Raw genomic sequence first — 17,368 nt, 5'->3', positions numbered from 1 at the left:
TACCGTTGCGTTAGTGGCACTAACGATGTAGCTTCGTTAGCGGCACGAACGTTAGTTACTCGAACGGATTGGGAACCATCATGCCGAAGATCGACGTGCTCGACTCCGAGATGTACTACGAGGAATCCGGAGAGGGTGTCCCCTTTGTCTTCCTGCACGGCAACCCCGCCTCCTCGCACATCTGGCGCGAGGTGCTGCCGGGCGTGGCCGGGCCGGGCCGCCGCCTGCTCGCCCCCGACCTGATCGGCATGGGCCGCTCGGGCAAGCCCGGCCTGGCCTACCGGTTCGCCGACCACGCCCGGTACCTCGACGCCTGGTTCGACGCGCTGGGGCTCGACGAGGCGGTGCTGGTCGGTCACGACTGGGGCGGCGCCCTGGCCTTCGACCGGGCGGCCCGCCACCCGGGGCGGGTGCGCGGCGTGGCGTTCCTGGAGACCTTCGTGCGGCCGCTGAGCTGGGCGGAGCTGGGCGACGGGCCGCGGGCCAGGGCTGAGACGATCAGGAGCGCCGACGGCGAGTCGCTGGTGCTCGACAAGAACCTCCTGCTGGAGACCGCGTTCACCGGAGGCGTGCTGCACCCGCTGAGCGAGCGGGAGCGGCGGCCGTACCTGGAGCCGTACCCGACGCGGGAGAGCCGGCGGCCGCTGCTGGAGTGGGCGCGCTCGCAGCCGATCGGTGGCGAGCCCGCCGACGTGGTCGAGCGGATCGAGGCCTACGGCAGGTGGCTGGCGGGCAGCGGTGACGTGCCCAAGCTGCTGCTCACCTTCGACTCCTCGCCGACGCTGCTCATCACCGAGCGGATGGCGGCCTGGTGCGCGGAGAACATCGCCGCCCTGGAGATCGAGCACTGCGGCCCGGCGGGCCACCACGCGCCGGAGGACAGCCCTGGCGCCATCGCCACCGCCGTCGCGGCCTGGGCCGCCCGGCAGGGACTGTGAGGCCGTCCCCGCAGGTCAGCGGTAGCGGCGGCGGCTCAGGTGGGTGAGGATCTCGCGCAGCGCGTCGGCCGCCTGCCGGACGGCCTCCTCGGGGACTCCCGCGCTGACGTCGTGGTAGGCGCCGGCGGTGGTCTCCAGCGCGGCCTCCGCCATGCGGCGCCCCTCGCCGGTGAGCCGTACCCAGCGGCTGCGCGCGTCGCCCTCGTCCGCCTCGCGCTCGACGTACCCGGCCGCGCTCAGCCGCTGCAGCACGTTGCTGATGCCGCCCGAGGTGAGGAAGAGCGACTTGGCCAGCTCGCTGGGCCGCATCCGGCAGGACGGCGCCCGCAGCAGTGCCGCCAGCACGTCGAACTCCGCGTACGTCAGCCCCAGCTCCGCCAGATCGGCCTTGATCGCCTGCTCGAACAGCTGGTTGAGCCGCGAGACGCGCTTGCCCAGCTCCAGGGTGGCGATGAGCGACGACGACAGGCCCGCTTCCTGCCAGCGGGGCACCATCGCGTCGATCTCGTCCGGTTTCACGGGATCGAGGATACCCATCAGGGGATTGCTTTCTTAAAAGCTTCTTTCTAAGCTTTCAGGCATGACATCCACCATCCTGATCAAGAACGGGGTCGTCATCGACACCGAGCCCGAGCCCGTGGTGCTGGGCCGGGTGGACGTACGCGTGGACGGCGGCACGATCACCGCGGTCGGTCCCGGCCTGCCCGCCGAGCCGGGCGCCGAGGTGATCGACGCGACCGGGCGGCTCGTGCTGCCCGGGTTCGTCGACACGCACCGCCACACCTGGCAGGCCGGCATCAGGGCGGTCGCGCCCGACGTCGACTTCGGCGGCTACATGCGCCGGATCATCACCGAGCTCGCCCCCCGCCACCGCCCGCGCGACCTCTACGCGGGCAACCTGGCCGGCGCCCTGGAGTGCCTCGACTCCGGCGTCACCACGCTGCTCGACTGGTCCCACGCCCAGTTCAGCCCCGAGCACACCGAGGCCGCCGTACGGGCGCTGCGCGAGTCCGGCATCAGGGCCGTCTTCGGCTACTGCTACGGCGGCCGGAACGGCGGGGTGGCAGAGGAGACCCGGCGCGTCCGCGAGACCCTGTTCGACACGCCCGGCCTGGTCACGATGGCGGTCGCGGCCATCGGGCCGGAGATCGCGGGCGAGAAGCGCGCCCTGGCGGAGTGGCGCGTGGCCGCCGAGCTGGGCCTGCCGGTCACCGCGCACCTGGGCGGGCACGGCGGCGAGAGCGCCGCCAGAGGGCTGGCCTTCCTGGAGGACAACGGGCTGCTGTCCACCCCGACCACGTTCGTGCACGCCCTGCACTACACCGACGAGCAGCTCAAGCGCATCGCCGCCACCGGCGCCACCGCCTCGGTCTCGCCCGTGGACGAGATGAGCCTCGGCCTCGGCTACCCCACCACCGGCAGCCTCAGGGCGGCGGGCATCCCGACCGGGCTCAGCGCCGACACGGTGGTGTGCTCGCCCGGCGACATGTTCAGCCAGATGCGCACCGCCCACCTGCTCGAACGCGGCCGCCCCGGCGGCGCGGGCCTCGGCTTCACCACCCGCGACGCGCTGCGCATGGCCACCATCGAGGGCGCGCAGGTGGTCGGGCTCGGCGACGTTGTCGGCTCGCTGCGGCCGGGCAAGCAGGCCGACCTGCAGCTCCTGCGTACGGACACGCTCGGCATGGCCGCCGCGCACGACCCCATCGGCGCGATCGTGCTGAACGCCGACACCGGTTGCGTGGACACGGTCATGGTCGCGGGGCGTGTGCTGAAGAGAGGTGGGCAGATGCTCCATCAGGACCTGGCATCGGTCCTGGCGGCCCTGGCGGAGACCGCCGGGGCGGTGGTCGCCGTGTGATCGCCGCCGCGGGAAGAGGGGTGTGATGGCGAGTCTTACCGAACGCGTCGCTTCGGTGAAGGCCTGGGGCCGCGTCAAGCTGGACCACTGGCGGGTACGCAGGCTCTCGCTCGACCATCTCGTCCGGGCGGCCCAGCGCTACCAGCTCCAGTCCGGCGACCGGCTGGCCGGTGCGGTCACCTACTTCGCGTTCCTGTCCTTCTTCCCCCTGCTGGTGCTGGGGTACTCGGTGCTCGGCTTCGTGGTGGCCACCAGCCAGGCCACCCGCGAGGCGATGAACCAGGCGATCACCGAGCGGCTGCCGGGCATCATGGACAAGCTGAACTTCGACCTGGAGCAGATCGCCCAGGCCAAGACGACCGCGGGCATCATCGGCCTGCTCGGCCTGCTCTACGCCGGGCTCGGCGCGCTGGACGCGCTGCGCGGGGCGCTGCGCGAGATGTCGATGACCACCGCGCCGCCGCTCGACTTCTTCCTCGGCAAGCTGCGCGACCTGGCCTCGCTGATCCTGCTGGGCGTCACGGCGATCTCGTCCGTGCTGGTCGCGGGGTTCGCCACGACCGCCACCGACCACGTCATGAAGCTCGTGTTCGGCGGGGACTCGCTGGCAGGCTGGCTGACGCTGCGGGTCGCCGGGGTGACGGCGAGCGTGGGGGCCGACTGGCTGCTGTTCGTGATCCTGCTCGGCTGGGTGGCCAGGCCCACCCAGCCGTTCCGGGTGATCGCCAAGGGCGCCCTGCTGGGCGCGATCCTGTTCGGGGTGCTCAAGCAGATCGCCACGCTGCTGCTGGCCAGCACGATGGGCAACGTGGTGTACGGCGCGTTCGCCGCCATCGCCGGCCTGCTGGTCTGGATGAACTTCTCGGCCCGGCTCATCCTCTTCGTCGCCGCCTGGACGGCCACCGCCGGGCTCTGCCCGCCGCCGTCCCCGTCGCCGATCCCGTCCACGGAGGTGGACGGCCCGCCGGGGGACGGCCCGGCGCCCGGGCCGGCGCCGTCGCGGCGGTCAGAGGCGTGAGCGGCCGCGCTTGCGGCGGATGCCGTACCCGAGCCAGATCAGCCCGAACAGCAGGCCCCCGCCGATCACCAGCGAGCCGACCGTCCTGGTGGAGTCGGTCTGCTTGGAGGCTGCGGTGTCCAGCAGCGGCGGCTGGGCGGCCGGCGTGACGGAGACGCCGGGCGAGGCCGACGCGTTCGGCGCGCCCGGCGCGCCGGACGGCTGGGGCGCGGCGAGCGCCGAGGCCGGCAGCGGGTCCACGAGCCGGCCGACCGGGGTGGTCTTGCCGCGCACCGAGAAGCCCCAGTCGAGGAGCTGGGTCACCTCGTCCCAGAAGCCGCCCTCGTGCCGCATGATGCTCACCACGATCGTGTGGCCGCCGCGGGTGGCCGCGCCGACGAAGCTGGCCTGCGCCTTCGAGGTCCAGCCGTTCTTCACGCCGACCATGCCGTCGTAGCGCCAGAGCAGCTTGTTGTGGTTGCTGATCTCGTAGTACCCCTTGGGCGCCGGGAACTTGGCGGTCTTCGTGCTGATGTAGCGGCGGAAGTCGGGGTTGGCCAGCCCCGCGCGGGCGATCAGCGCCAGGTCGTACGCCGAGCTGCTCTGCCCCGGCTTGTCCAGCCCGCTGGGCGTCTTGGCCACGGTGTCGTTCGCCTGCAGCCGCTTGGCCTCGGCGTTCATGTCGCTCATGGTCTTGGCCAGGCTGCCGTTCGTCTCGGCCAGTGCCATGGCGGCGTCGTTGCCCGACGACATCATCAGCGCCCTGAACAGGTCCTCGACCTTGTACGTGGCCTTCGGCGACAGGCCGACCGCGCTGCCCTCCTGGTTGCAGGCGTTGTGGCTGGGCCGGATCCTGCGGTTCTTGTCGAGCTTGGGGATCAGGGTGATCGCGGTCAGCGTCTTCAGCGTGCTGGCCGGCAGGTATCGCCCGTGAGGATCCTTGGCGGCGAGCACCTCACCCGTGTCGGCGTCCGCGATGACGTACGAAGTAGCCTTGCTCTTGGGTGGCTTCTTGACGCCCGCAGGGGCGATCAGGCCGCGGCTGCCCAGCGCCTCGCCGCCGACCGGCGTCGTCGGTTCGGCGTACGCGGTCCCGCCGGTGAGCGTGACCGAGGCGATGAGTGCCGCGACCGGCACGAGTTTCGTCCACATGGCGGTCTCAGCGTAGCTCCGTGTTAATGCGCATGTGGCGACACATCCCCCGAAGATCCACGTTCGATGCTAGAGAGGTACATGTGTCACGAAAGATCGCCGTTTTCCTCATCGTTCTCGGCGCGTTCATGATCTTCGAGTGGGTGAACCTGGGGTTTAACTTGGCCGATGGGCACCCGACCGCCTTCTACGTGGTGCACGGCGTGCTGATCGTGGTCAACGTCGTCCTCGGCGCCGTGCTGGCGGTGATCGGCTGGCGCGGGCTGCGCCAGGTCAGGGACCGCACAGGAGCCGCCGGGTGAGTGCGTGCAGCTCGTCGGCCTCCTCCCGCGAGTCGCCGATCGAGGTGAAGCCCAGCTTGCCGTGCTCGGGGATGGCGCCGAGCAGGTGGAAGACGTTGCCGGTGCGCCGCTCGGCGTCGAAGCCGAGGCCGAGCCGGTCGGCCGTCCGCATCACCTCACCGGGCGTACGCCCGCGAAGGCAGCCGGAAGCGCAGTTGTCGGTGGCGGTGTAGAACTTCGGCTGGTCACCGGACATGAGCTGGCCGGTGGCCGGATCGTATCTGGCCCCGGTCGTCAGTACGGCGGCGCCGAACGGATGCGTGGTGCCGCCGATCCGCAGGTTGATCTCGCACAGCAGCGCCGCGTACCCGGCGTCGGCCTTCAGCGCGAAGAAGTCCATCCCGAACAGCCCGACCACGCCGCGCTCCGCCAGGACCCCCGCGATCCGCGCGGCCGACTCGCCGACCTCGGCGCGGTACTCGGGCGCCGCGGGGAACGTGCAGCCCTGGTAGACGTGCCCGTTGAGGCCGCCGAGCACCTGGTCGTGCGTGGCGAGCACCTGGGCCTGTCCGCCCGGCGTGATTTGAGCCAGCGCGCTGGGGTAGTAGAGCGGCCTATGCTCGATGAACTCCTCCACCACCGCGCCGCGCTCCCTGATCTTGCGCAGGTAGTCGGCCCAGGTCTCTCCCGCCGCGGAGAAGTTGACCAGCGATCGGTCCGCCTTCGTGACGATCGCGTTGCCGAGGCCCGAGTAGGCGTCGTTCAGCTTGACGATCACCCGCTCGCCGGGGAGCGCCTCCACCGCCTCCTCGATCTGGAGCTCGGAGCGGATGTCGCCGAAACCCCGCGCCATCGGCACGCCGGCCTCATGTCCCACCTCCCGTGCCCCGCTCTTGGAGCCGTAATAGGAAAGGGACGTGGCGGGACCGTAGAGGGGAACGTTGAGTAGCGAGGCGAGCTCCTCCTCGAGCTCGCTCAGCACGAACGGGACGAGCCAAGCGTCGCCGTCGATCGCCGCACGCAGTTGCTCGATCACATCGGGCCGGTCGAGCAGGGTCCTGGTCAACGGCTGGGACCAGGGGTCGTCGAGGCTGATCAGCGTCAGACGCTTGGCCGCGTCATCCGGATCGGGCAGGAAGGCGAAGTAGTAGTCGATGATGTCGGGATCGACGGGTGCGGAGGACAGGTAGACCACCTTGACCCCGGGCTCGCGGAGCGTGAGCAGGAGGAACAGCAGGCGTTCCTCGTACGACCTGGCTCCCGTGATCCGGCGGAGCTCGTCCTGCGGAAGGGAGAGCGAGGGCACGACCACCAGGGTCCCCTCACTCGGCTCGAAGATGCTCAACCCAGCACTCTTCTCCCCGAACGGGATATTAGTGATCATACAGCGAGTGAAACACGCATTCTTCTCAAATGCAGCCATCGCTGAAGTGTGATGACCATGACAGAAGGTGACAGGATTCGGAATCGCTGACCACGTTTGAACTGACAGCATCGGGTCACGATCTACTGATCCCTTGTGACTATTTCCGGATCAGGCGCATGCCTACGGAACGTGACCCACCTGCGGTTACGGTCCTGCAGTCAGGCAACTTTTGGGGTATCTGCCGCCGCGAAGCCGCACGGTAGCGATAAAGTCGAAGCATCGCCATCGGGCTCACGGCCGACCGCTGTGCTCCCGGGCTGCAGCGGCACTCGCGACAGTTGACTGCGAAGCCCGTGCTGACGATCTCGCGCACCGAAACCAGTGGGTGTGTCTTTTGATTTCGCCGAGCGGCCGCTCAACCCGGGTGGCCACCGCGGGATGGAGAGTTTTCTTGGAGCGCACGAGCCGCGATGGCCAGCACGTGTGGGGCTCGCGGCATGGGACGGGACGGTGACATATGCGGGGACGTGAGCTTCGGGGGGAACTCGACGCGTTCCTGGCGGAGACCGAGCAGGACCTGGTGGCATTCCGCCGCGACCTGCACATGCACCCCGAGCTGGCCTTCGCCGAATATCGCACGACACAGCGGATCGCCGAGCGGCTCACCGCCGCCGGGCTGACGCCCTCGGTGCTGCCCAGGGGCACGGGCCTCATCTGCGACGTGGGCAACGGCGACGGGCCGACCGTCGCGTTGCGCGCCGACATCGACGCGCTGCCCCTGCAGGACGAGAAGGACGCGCCCTACCGCTCGACCGTGGCCGGAGCCTGCCACGCCTGCGGGCACGACGTGCACACCACGGTCCTGCTCGGCACCTCGCTCTTCCTGGCCCAGCAGGCCGCCGCGGGCCTGCTCCCCGGCCGGGTACGCCTGATCTTCCAGCCCGCCGAGGAGCTTCCCGGCGGCGCGCTGGAGGTCATGGCCCAGGGCGGCATCAGCGGCGTCGACCGCATCTTCGGCCTCCACTGCGACCCGCGCGTGGACGTGGGGCAGGTCGGCCTCAGGAGCGGCCCCATCACCTCCGCCTGTGACAAGATCGTCGTCCGCGTCTCCGGGCCCGGCGGCCACACCGCCCGCCCCCACCTCACCGCCGACCTCGTCTTCGCGCTGGCCAAGATCCTCACCGAGCTGCCCGCCGCGCTGTCGCGCCGCGTCGACCCGCGCTCGTCGCTCAGCCTCGTCTGGGGCCGCGTCGAGGCCGGCTCGGCCGCCAACGCGATCCCCGACGACGGCGTGGCCGAGGGCACGGTCCGCTGCCTCGACGAGAACGCCTGGCACGCCGCCCCCGACCTGATCAAGTCGCTGCTGGAGTCGGTGGCCGGCGCCTACGGCGTCGAGGCCACGATGGACTACACCCGCGGGGTGCCGCCGGTGGTCAACGACGAGGTCAGCGTGGAGATGCTGGCCGAGGCGGCCGAGCGGGCCCTCGGCGCGGGCGCCGTCGTCCCCACCCAGCAGTCGCTGGGCGGGGAGGACTTCGCGTGGTACCTGGAGTCGATCCCCGGCGCGTTCGCCCGGCTGGGCACCAGGTCGCCCGACGGGGTGACGTACGACATCCACCAGGGCACGTTCGACGTGGACGAGAAGGCGATCTCGATGGGCGTGCGGGTGATGGCCACCACGGCGCTGACGGCGCTGTGGGAGGTCGGCCCGCTCGACTCGATCACCTCCGCCATGGCCTGATCGGCCTCCCGGTTTCCCGGACCCCCGCCGTACTCCGGCGGGGGTCCTTTTGGGATGAGGGCGCCCCGCTCTGGCGGGGCGGTCGGCTACGGCAGCCTGCCGAGCACCACCGGGAGCCGCAGGGCCGACTTGCCCGGCGACACGGTGACCTTGGTGCCCGGCGGGTAGCGCAGGGTGTAGTCGTAGTCGGTGGAGATGATCACCAGGCCCAGCCGGTGACCCTTCTTGAACAGGTAGTCAGTCGGCTGGAAGTCCCAGGTGAAGGAGTACTCCTTGCCGGGGCGCACCGGCTCGGACCGGTCCTCGCGGTGGCGGTTGCGGACGTCGAGCCACCCCCTGGTGACGATCTTGTACGGGGTGGTGGCGGTGCCGAGCGTCCTGAGCGTGGTGCAGCCCGTGTCACCGGGCACCCCCTGCCCGTAGCAGTAGCTCTGCCCGGTGGAGACCAGGGTCCCGTTCGGGCGCACGTCCGTGCCGTAGTCCACCAGCAGCGCCGTCAGGTACGGCGAGGCCCCGTCCTTGAACGAGGCCCGCACCGAGACCGTCGGCGTCCCCGAGATCCGCACGTCCGCGGGCAGTGCCCCGGTCGTGTACGCCAGCCGGTTCGGATCGGCCCCCGTCGCCTCCACGAGCTGCTCGGCCGTGCGGACCTTCTGGTCCACGAACGTCTCGGGCGCCGACCGGGGACGCGGGACCAGGCCGAGCGACGAGCCCGAGCCCGGGTAGAGCGGGACGGTGGCCGAGCCGGGCAGCGGCCACGAGGCGTGCCTGGCCCACTGGCCGGGCCCGATCTCCACGTCCGCCTGCGGCTCGCGCATGATGCCCGAGTCGATCCCGTACAGCCAGTGGTCGAACCAGCCGTGCAGCTGGCGCAGCCACTCGGCGGTGCGCAGGTTGAAGGGGCTCATGTGGGTGCCCTGGTGCAGCCAGATCTTGCGCGGCACGTGCCGCTTGGACAGCGCGTACCACCACTGCGCGAACTGCTTGGTCTTGACGTTCCAGTCGTTGAGCCCGTGCACGACGAAGACGCTGGCCTTCACCTTGCGCACGTCGTTGAGGTAGTTGCGCTCGTCCCAGAGCCGGCTGTAGTCGCCGGTGATGCGGTCCTGGCCCGCGGTCAGCGCGTCGACCACCCCGCCGCACGCCTCCTGGCCGTTCTGCCTGGTCAGTACGTACTTGGCGAGCACGTCCAGGTCCTCGCCCTGGAAGCCGCCCGGGGCGACGACGCCGCCGTTGGCGCGGTAGTAGTCGTACCAGCTGGAGATCGCGGCGATCGGCACGATCGTCTCCAGGCCCTCGACGCCGGTCGCGGCGACGGCGTTGGGCAGCGTGCCGTTGTACGAGACGCCGATCATGCCGACCTTGCCCGTGGACCAGGTGGCCTCGACGGGGTTGCCGGTGGCGTCGAAGCCCTTGGCGCGGCCGTTCAGCCAGTCGATCGCGGCCTTCGGGCCCGCGGTCTCGTTCGGGCCGCCCGAGGTGGGGCAGCCGGTGGCGCGGGCGCTGCCGAGGTTCTCCACCAGCGCGATGGCGTAGCCGCGGGGCAGGAAGTAGTTGTCGTAGTAACTGTCGAAGGGGCCGGCGGCGTCGAGCTTGGCCGACAGCGCGGTCATGGCGGGCAGGGGGACGCCGTTCTCGTCCACGTCCACGGGATGGTTGGCGACGTCGTTGCCGGGGGCGTAGTAGGGGCTCGCCTCCATGATCACGGGGACCTTGAGCCCCTGGTCGGTCTCCTTGGGGCGCAGGATGTCCACGGCGACCCTGTCGGCGGCGCCGTCGTTGTCACTGTCGGTTCCCGCGACCTCGACGAACACGGTCTGCAGGATGGCGTCCGCCCTGGAGAAGACCGGCTGGGTCGCGTTGTTCTCGATCTTCACGGCCGGGGTGTCGGCTGTGGCGGGGGTGGTGCCGGTCAAGGTCGCCACGAGTAAGGCGGCCAGCGGCACGGAGAGGGCTCTCCACGGGTGCATGCGGGTCTCCGATACGAAGATTTCCACCGTCGGTGGGAATCTCCGTCACGATGGGGCTCCAGGGCAAGGGGTGATCGACCACCAAAGTTGGGCAAATCTTTCCGAAGGTGTCCGAAGTGCCTGTATCGCGATTCAGGTCACGGACGCGAGTGATGTCGATAACGGAGCGGTTGCGACCCTGTGTCCCGGTTTGGTTGTCCCTGGTCAAGCAACTATCTTCCGTGCAGGTGCCGTACGTTCTGTCGCGCCTGCGACCAAATCGGCGGCGGGGAAATGGAAGGGAGTCGCCTTGCTCGGCAAGCGATTCAACAGTGTGGCGCTCGGTTCGGTCGCCGGTGTCCTGCTCATGGCGGCGGCGGCGTGCGGCGGTGGCGGTGGGGGGACCACGGCCAGCCAGGAGCCGACCGGCGCGGCGAGCAGCGAGGCGTCGAAGAGCGCCCTCAAGGTGGGTCTCGCGTTCGACATCGGCGGACGCGGTGACAAGTCCTTCAACGACTCGGCCTACGCCGGCCTGGAGAAGGCCAAGACGGAGCTCGGCGCGGAGATCAAGGAGCTGAGCCCGGCCTCCGACGGCTCCAACCGCGGTGACCTGCTGCGTCAGCTCGCGGACGCGGGCTACAACCCGATCATCGGTGTCGGCTTCGCCTACGCCGAGGACGTCAAGAAGGCGGCCGAGGAGTACCCGGACATCGAGTTCGCGGTCGTCGACTCGGCCTCCAACGCCCCCAACGTGACCGGCCTGCTGTTCGCCGAGGAGCAGGGCTCCTACCTGGCGGGCGTCGCGGCGGCGACCAAGTCCGAGAGCGGCCACGTCGGCTTCGTCGGCGGCGTCGAGAACGACCTGATCAAGAAGTTCGAGGCGGGCTTCGTGGCGGGCGTGAAGTCCGTCAAGGCCGACGCCAAGATCGACGTCAAGTACCTCACCCCCGACGGCGACTTCTCCGGCTTCAAGGCTCCCGACAAGGGCAAGCTCGCGGCCGAGAGCATGTACCAGAGCGGCGCGGACATCATCTACCACGCCTCCGGCGACTCCGGCCTCGGCGTGTTCCAGGCGGCGGCCGCGGCCAAGAAGAAGGCCATCGGCGTCGACTCCGACCAGCGGCAGACGGTCAAGGAGACCGACCTGCAGTCGGTGATCATGACCTCGATGCTCAAGCGCGTCGACGTCGGCGTCTTCGAGTTCATCAAGGCCTTCCAGGGCGGCGCCAAGGGCGGCACGAACACCACGTACGACCTGAAGGTCGACGGCGTGGGCCTGTCCACCACCGGTGGCGAGATCGACGACATCAAGGACAAGCTCGACGCTGCCAAGAAGGACATCGTCGACGGCAAGATCACGGTTCCTGCCAAGCCGTAAACGGGGTAGGAGAGACAGCTGAGGGCCCGGAGTCCTGACTTCGGGCCTTCTGTCTATGCCGCCCCCTGTAGGAGAGGCGAAATGAGTGCTGACACCCTGGCCACGGTGAAACCCGCCGTAGAGCTGGAGGGCATCACCAAGCGTTTCCCCGGTGTCGTCGCGAACCACGACATCCGCATCACCGTCCAGCCCGGCACGGTGCACGCCATCGTCGGGGAGAACGGCGCGGGCAAATCCACCCTGATGAAGATCCTCTACGGCATGCAGAAGCCGGACGAGGGGACGATCAAGGTCAACGGCGCGGAGGTCAGCTTCCGCACGCCGAGCGACGCCATCGCGGTCGGGATCGGCATGGTGCACCAGCACTTCATGCTCGCCGACAACTTCACGGTCCTGGAGAACATCGTCCTCGGGGCCGAGCCGAAGCGGCTGGGCACGCTCGACACCGCCGCCGCCCGCCGGCGCATCACGCAACTGGCCGAGACCCACGGCCTGCGGGTCGACCCCGACCGGCTCGTGGAGGACCTCGGCGTCGGCGACCGCCAGCGCGTGGAGATCCTCAAGGTGCTCTACCGGGGCGCCCGCATCCTCATCCTCGACGAGCCGACGGCCGTGCTCGTGCCGCAGGAGGTCGAGGAGCTCTTCCAGAACCTGCGCGAGCTGAAGGCCGAGGGCCTGACGGTCATCTTCATCTCGCACAAGCTCGACGAGGTGCTCGACATCGCCGACGCGATCACCGTGATCCGGCGCGGCACCACGGTCGCCAGCGTGAGCCCGTCCGACGTCACCGCGCGGCAGCTCGCCGAGCTGATGGTCGGCAGCGAGCTGCCCACGCCCGAGACCCGCGAGTCCACCGTGACCGACACGGTCATGCTGAAGGTCTCCGAGCTGACCATGCCCGGCGAGGGCGAGCGCCTGCTCCTCGACGACGTCTCGTTCGAGATCCACAAGGGCGAGATCCTCGGCATCGCCGGTGTCGAGGGCAACGGCCAGTCGGAGCTGATCGAGGCCATCATGGGCATCCGCCCCGCCCAGGGCCGTATCGAGCTGGACACCCAGGACATCACCACCTGGTCCACCCTCAAGCGCCGCGAGTCCGGCATCGGCTACATCCCCGAGGACCGCCACCGCCAGGGTCTGCTCCTGGAGGCGTCGCTGTGGGAGAACCGGGTCCTCGGCCACCAGACCAGGAAGCCCGCGCGCAGGGGCATCTGGATCGACCGGCGGGCGTCCAGGGCCGACACCGAGCGCATCGTCAAGGAGTACGACGTCCGCACGCCCGGCGTGGACACCCTGGCCCTGGCCCTGTCGGGCGGCAACCAGCAGAAGCTGATCGTGGGCAGGGAGATGAGCGGCGACCCCGTCTTCCTCATCGCCGCCCACCCCACCCGCGGCGTGGACGTCGGCGCCCAGGCCGCCATCTGGGACCACCTGCGCAACGCCCGCGCCGCCGGGCTCGCCGTGCTGCTCATCTCCGCCGACCTCGACGAGCTGATCGGGCTCTCCGACACGATCCAGGTCATCTACCGGGGGCGGCTCGTGGCCGCGCTCGATCCTTCCGACATCACGCCCGAACGGCTGGGCGGCTATATGACCGGCGCCATCGCCGGTACTGAGGAGACGTGATGCCCGCCGGGCTCAACCGGGCGCTGCTCACCGTCGCCGGCGCCATCGTCGCCGTCATCCTGGCGATCGCGATCTGCAGCGTGGCGATCATCGCGGCGGGCGGAGGCCCGCTCGACGCGCTCGCCGCCTTCTTCAACTTCGGCGCGACAGAGCGGGCGCACTCGAACGGCGTCGCGGCGTTCATCGATCGGGCGATTCCCCTGTACATCGCCGGGCTGGCCGTAGCCGTCGGTTTCCGGATGAACCTTTTCAACATCGGCGTCGAGGGCCAGTACCGCCTGGCCGCCATCTGCGCGGCCTACGTGGGCTCGACGTTCGTGGCGCCCCCGGTGATCCAGATCGGGGTGATCATCATCGTCGCGGCGCTGGTCGGCGGCCTCTACGCGCTGATTCCCGCGGTCATGAAGGTGACCAGGGGCGTGAACGAGGTCATCTCCACGATCATGCTGAACTACATCGCGCTCAACCTGACCGCCTACCTGGTCCAGGGGCCGTTCAGCGGTCAGCGCGAGGGGCAGCTCACGACCACGACGCCAGAGCTGCCCGAGTCGGCGATGTTCCCCGACCTGAACTTCGTCTTCGAGTGGTTCGGGATGCTCGCACCGACCCGCGCGGGCGGCCTGTGGGGGTTCCTGCTGGTGGCGATCGTCCTGGGCGTGGTGGTCTGGCTCGTGCTGGAGCGGACCCGCTTCGGCTTCGACATCAAGGCCAGCGGGCTCAACGGCCCGGCGGCGCTGGCCTCGGGCGTCGGCCCCAAGAAGATGATCATCGCGGCGATGGTGATGTCCGGTGCGATCGCCGGGCTGATCGGTCTGCCGGAGATCCTCGGCGACAGGGGCGCCTTCAACTCCAACTTCACCGCCGGACTGGGCTTCCTCGGCATCGCGGTCGCCCTGCTCGGGCGGAACAAGCCCGGCGGCATCGCGATCGCCGCGCTGCTGTTCGCCTTTCTCGACCGGGCGCAGGGACCGCTGCAGGAAGCGAACGTGCCGGCCTCCGTGGTCACGATCATCCAGGGCACCATCGTCCTGCTCGTCGTGATCGCCAATGAGATCACCAAGCGCCTGGCGCTCCGGATCGAGGAGCGCAGGGCCGCCCAGCAGCTCGGCACGAACGCACCGGCAGAGGTGGCAGCATGACCAGGGTCGGCAAGTACCACGTGGCGCTCCTCGCCGTTGCCGCGCTCATCCTGCTGATGTCGCTGGTCCGGGTCGTCACCGGCCAGGACATCATCACCTCCTCCGGCACGATCGCCGCGGCCCTGACACTCGCGATACCGATCGCGCTGGCCGGTCTCGGCGGCCTGTGGGCCGAGCGGGCCGGCGTGGTCAACATCGGTCTCGAAGGCATGATGGTGCTCGGCACCTGGTTCGCCGGCTGGGCCGGATACCAGTGGGGGCCGGTGGCCGCACTGGTGGCCGGGCTGCTCGGTGGCGCCCTGGGCGGCCTGCTGCACGCCATCGCCACCGTGACGTTCGGCGTGGACCACATCATCAGCGGCGTGGCCATCAACCTGCTCGGCCCCGGCATCACCCGGTTCCTGTCGGAGGTGCTCTACAAGGAGGGCACCCCGGCCAACGAGGCCGGCGCGGGCATCACCACGTCACCCTCCATCGGCAAGCCCACCGAGGTCAGCTTCCCCCTGCTCTCCGACGGCCCCGACCTACTCGGCAAGCTGGAGAGCACCCACTGGTTCCTGCTGTCGGACGTGGCGGGCATTCTGCGCGGGCTCACGCACAACGTCAACGTGCTGGTGATCCTGGCCGTTCTGCTGATGCCGCTGACCTTCTTCGTGCTCTGGCGCACGGCGTTCGGCCTGCGGTTGCGCTCGGCGGGCGAGAACCCGTGGGCGGCCGAGTCGCTGGGCGTGAACGTCTACCGGATCAAGTACCTCGCCGTCGTCATCTCCGGCGCGTTCGCCGGACTCGGTGGCGCGCTTCTGGTCATCTCCGCCACCAAGTACGTCGAGGGCCAGACGAACGGGCGCGGCTTCATCGGCCTGGCCGCCATGATCTTCGGTAACTGGCGGCCCGGCGGGCTCGCGGTCGGCGCCTCCCTGTTCGGTTACGCCGACGGCCTGCAAGTGCGCAGCACCGGCGCGATCACTTCGTTCTTCCTGTTCGGCGCGCTCCTGCTGCTGATCTACCTGGGCATGCAGATCCGCCGCCTGACGTCAGCCGAGCTGGAGGCCAGGGGTGTCAAGCAGTACACCGTGATGGCCGCGGCCGCCCTGGGCACGGTCATCTTGCTCTGGCTCTGGCTGACCGTCGACAAGTTGCCGGACAACTTGGTCCATATGACACCACACGTGCTCACGCTGCTCGTGCTCTTGGCCGCTTCGCAGCGCCTGCGGATGCCCAAGGCCGACGGCGTCGTCTACCGCCGGGGGGAACAACATTGAACATCGACTGGAACGGCCTGCGTGACGAGGCGACCGAGGCCATGCGGCACGCGTACGCGCCGTACTCCAAGTTCCCCGTCGGCGCGGCCGCGCTGGTGGACGACGGGCGGATCGTCACCGGCTGCAACGTCGAGAACGCCTCCTACGGCCTGGGCCTGTGCGCCGAGTGCGGCCTGGTCTCGGCGCTGCAGCGCTCGGGCGGCGGCCGGCTGGTGGCCTTCACCTGCGTGGACGGCCATGGCGAGCTGCTGATGCCGTGCGGCCGCTGCCGCCAGCTCCTGTACGAGTTCGGCGGCGAGGACCTGCTGGTCGAGACCGAGGACGGGCCCAAGCGCATGGCAGAGATCCTGCCGTACGCGTTCGGCCCGCAGGACCTCAGCAGGAGCGCGTGATGGACGCCATCGAGGTCATCCGCGCCAAGCGTGACCGGGGCGAGCTGACCACGGCCCAGATCGACTGGGTGATCGACGCGTACACGCGCGGCGACGTGGCGGACGAGCAGATGTCGGCGCTGGCCATGGCGATCCTGCTGAACGGCATGGACCGGCGCGAGATCGCCGACTGGACCCAGGCCATGATCCGCTCGGGCGAGCGCATGGAGTGGTCCGCCCTCGACCGGCCCACGGCCGACAAGCACTCGACGGGCGGCGTCGGCGACAAGATCACCCTGCCGCTGGCCCCGCTCGTGGCGGCGTGCGGCGCGTACGTGCCGCAACTGTCCGGGCGCGGGCTCGGGCACACGGGCGGCACCCTCGACAAGCTGGAGTCCATCTCCGGCTGGCGGGCCTCGCTCTCCAACGCCGAGATGCTGGACGTGCTGCGCTCGGCCGGGGCCGTGGTGTGCGCGGCCGGGTCGGGCCTGGCGCCGGCCGACAAGAAGCTGTACGCGCTGCGGGACGTCACCGGCACCGTCGAGTCGATCCCGCTCATCGCCTCCTCGATCATGTCGAAGAAGATCGCCGAGGGGACGGGGTCGCTGGTCCTGGACGTGAAGGTCGGGTCGGGGGCGTTCATGAAGACCGTCCCGGCGGCTCGCGAGCTGGCCGAGACCATGGTCGCGCTCGGCACCGACGCAGGGGTGCGCACCGTCGCGCTGATGACCGCCATGGACCGGCCGCTGGGCCGGGCCGTGGGCAACGCGCTGGAGGTCGCCGAGTCGGTCGAGGTGCTGGCCGGCGGCGGGCCCGCCGACGTGGTGGAGCTGACCGTGCGGCTGGCGCGGGAGATGCTGGAGGCCGCCGGGGTCACCGCCGGGAAGGACCCGGAGAAGGCGCTGGAGGACGGGTCCGCCATGGACGCGTGGCGCCGCATGATCTCGGCCCAGGGCGGGGATCCGGACGCGCTGCTGCCCCGGGCCGCCGAGACCATGACGGTGGAGGTGCCCGAGTCCGGGGTGCTGACCCGGCTGGACGCGTACGCCGTGGGGCTGGCCGCCTGGCGGCTGGGCGCCGGGCGGGCACGCAAGGAGGACCCGGTCTCGTTCGGGGCCGGGATCGAGCTGCACGCCAAGCCCGGGGACCTGGTGCGGGCCGGGCAGCCGCTGATGACGCTGCACGCCGACGAGACGTCCCGCTTCGAGCGGGCGCTGGAGGCGCTGGACGGCGGCTACGCGGTGGGCGAGGCGGCCGGGGAGCGGCTTCCCCTGGTCATCGACCGCATCACGGCCCCGTAGCGAGGG

15 protein-coding genes are annotated in these 17,368 nt (G+C 70.1%); 11 read left to right on the top strand and 4 right to left on the bottom strand.

The window, feature by feature from the left end; all coding sequences use genetic code 11:
- Nucleotides 1-80 precede the first annotated feature (80 nt).
- Entirely contained in the window at nucleotides 81-938 is an 858-nt protein-coding gene (locus HD593_RS51380; protein WP_185110156.1) for a haloalkane dehalogenase, read from the top strand.
- 15 nt (nucleotides 939-953) lie between these two features.
- On the opposite strand, the gene HD593_RS51375 is transcribed toward HD593_RS51380, so the two are convergent.
- Nucleotides 954-1,457 carry a MarR family winged helix-turn-helix transcriptional regulator gene (locus HD593_RS51375; RefSeq protein ID WP_185110155.1) on the bottom strand — a complete coding sequence of 168 codons (504 nt, stop codon included), beginning with the start codon at nucleotides 1,455-1,457 and terminating at the stop codon, nucleotides 954-956.
- 61 nt (nucleotides 1,458-1,518) lie between these two features.
- Here HD593_RS51375 and HD593_RS51370 point away from each other — a divergent pair, with 61 nt between their 5' ends.
- On the top strand, nucleotides 1,519-2,799 hold the full coding sequence (locus HD593_RS51370; protein WP_185110154.1) for an amidohydrolase family protein: 1,281 nt from the start codon (nucleotides 1,519-1,521) through the stop codon (nucleotides 2,797-2,799).
- 25 nt (nucleotides 2,800-2,824) lie between these two features.
- Nucleotides 2,825-3,817, top strand: coding sequence for a YihY/virulence factor BrkB family protein (locus HD593_RS51365; RefSeq protein WP_185110153.1), 993 nt, complete (start codon nucleotides 2,825-2,827; stop codon nucleotides 3,815-3,817).
- On the opposite strand, the gene HD593_RS51360 is transcribed toward HD593_RS51365, so the two are convergent.
- On the bottom strand, nucleotides 3,806-4,948 hold the full coding sequence (locus tag HD593_RS51360) for a D-alanyl-D-alanine carboxypeptidase family protein (protein ID WP_185110152.1): 1,143 nt from the start codon (nucleotides 4,946-4,948) through the stop codon (nucleotides 3,806-3,808). The genes HD593_RS51365 and HD593_RS51360 overlap by 12 nt on opposite strands.
- A gap of 83 nt (nucleotides 4,949-5,031) precedes the next feature.
- Here HD593_RS51360 and HD593_RS51355 point away from each other — a divergent pair, with 83 nt between their 5' ends.
- Nucleotides 5,032-5,250, top strand: coding sequence for an SCO4848 family membrane protein (locus tag HD593_RS51355; RefSeq protein WP_312904344.1), 219 nt, complete (start codon nucleotides 5,032-5,034; stop codon nucleotides 5,248-5,250).
- Here the strand turns inward: HD593_RS51355 and HD593_RS51350 are convergent.
- Nucleotides 5,222-6,574, bottom strand: a complete 1,353-nt coding sequence (locus tag HD593_RS51350; RefSeq protein ID WP_246547191.1) for a peptide ligase PGM1-related protein — start codon at nucleotides 6,572-6,574, stop codon at nucleotides 5,222-5,224. The two genes, HD593_RS51355 and HD593_RS51350, sit on opposite strands and share 29 nt — an antisense overlap.
- 538 nt (nucleotides 6,575-7,112) lie before the next feature.
- Here HD593_RS51350 and HD593_RS51345 point away from each other — a divergent pair.
- Complete coding sequence (locus HD593_RS51345; protein ID WP_185110149.1) at nucleotides 7,113-8,336, top strand: M20 family metallopeptidase; 1,224 nt, start codon at nucleotides 7,113-7,115, stop codon at nucleotides 8,334-8,336.
- An 86-nt stretch (nucleotides 8,337-8,422) separates the two neighbouring features.
- On the opposite strand, the gene HD593_RS51340 is transcribed toward HD593_RS51345, so the two are convergent.
- Nucleotides 8,423-10,306 carry a Xaa-Pro dipeptidyl-peptidase gene (locus HD593_RS51340; RefSeq protein WP_185110148.1) on the bottom strand — a complete coding sequence of 628 codons (1,884 nt, stop codon included), beginning with the start codon at nucleotides 10,304-10,306 and terminating at the stop codon, nucleotides 8,423-8,425.
- A 289-nt stretch (nucleotides 10,307-10,595) separates the two neighbouring features.
- Between HD593_RS51340 and HD593_RS51335 the strand changes: the two genes are divergently transcribed.
- The 6 genes from HD593_RS51335 (at nucleotide 10,596) to HD593_RS51310 (ending at nucleotide 17,362) form a co-directional block, all read left to right on the top strand.
- A complete protein-coding gene (locus tag HD593_RS51335) occupies nucleotides 10,596-11,663 on the top strand; it encodes a BMP family lipoprotein (RefSeq protein WP_185110147.1) in 1,068 nt (355 codons plus the stop codon).
- A gap of 81 nt (nucleotides 11,664-11,744) precedes the next feature.
- Nucleotides 11,745-13,289 carry an ABC transporter ATP-binding protein gene (locus HD593_RS51330; protein ID WP_185110146.1) on the top strand — a complete coding sequence of 515 codons (1,545 nt, stop codon included), beginning with the start codon at nucleotides 11,745-11,747 and terminating at the stop codon, nucleotides 13,287-13,289.
- Nucleotides 13,289-14,428 (top strand): ABC transporter permease, encoded by a 1,140-nt coding sequence (locus HD593_RS51325; protein WP_185110145.1) that lies wholly within the window; start codon nucleotides 13,289-13,291, stop codon nucleotides 14,426-14,428. Before HD593_RS51330 ends, HD593_RS51325 begins: the two co-directional genes overlap by 1 nt.
- The gene (locus HD593_RS51320; RefSeq protein ID WP_185110144.1) at nucleotides 14,425-15,690 is read left to right on the top strand and encodes an ABC transporter permease; all 1,266 of its coding nucleotides are present in this window, start codon (nucleotides 14,425-14,427) and stop codon (nucleotides 15,688-15,690) included. The genes HD593_RS51325 and HD593_RS51320 overlap by 4 nt, the downstream gene beginning before the upstream one ends.
- The gene (locus HD593_RS51315) at nucleotides 15,687-16,082 is read left to right on the top strand and encodes a cytidine deaminase (RefSeq protein WP_185110143.1); all 396 of its coding nucleotides are present in this window, start codon (nucleotides 15,687-15,689) and stop codon (nucleotides 16,080-16,082) included. Before HD593_RS51320 ends, HD593_RS51315 begins: the two co-directional genes overlap by 4 nt.
- On the top strand, nucleotides 16,082-17,362 hold the full coding sequence (locus HD593_RS51310; RefSeq protein ID WP_185110142.1) for a thymidine phosphorylase: 1,281 nt from the start codon (nucleotides 16,082-16,084) through the stop codon (nucleotides 17,360-17,362). Before HD593_RS51315 ends, HD593_RS51310 begins: the two co-directional genes overlap by 1 nt.
- The last annotated feature ends 6 nt before the right edge of the window (nucleotides 17,363-17,368 follow it).

This window comes from Nonomuraea rubra, from assembly GCF_014207985.1.
GTDB classification, from domain to species: Bacteria; Actinomycetota; Actinomycetes; order Streptosporangiales; family Streptosporangiaceae; genus Nonomuraea; species Nonomuraea rubra.
The sequence above is the reverse complement of the archived record's forward strand: the minus strand, read 5'-3'. Positions and strand labels throughout refer to the sequence as shown.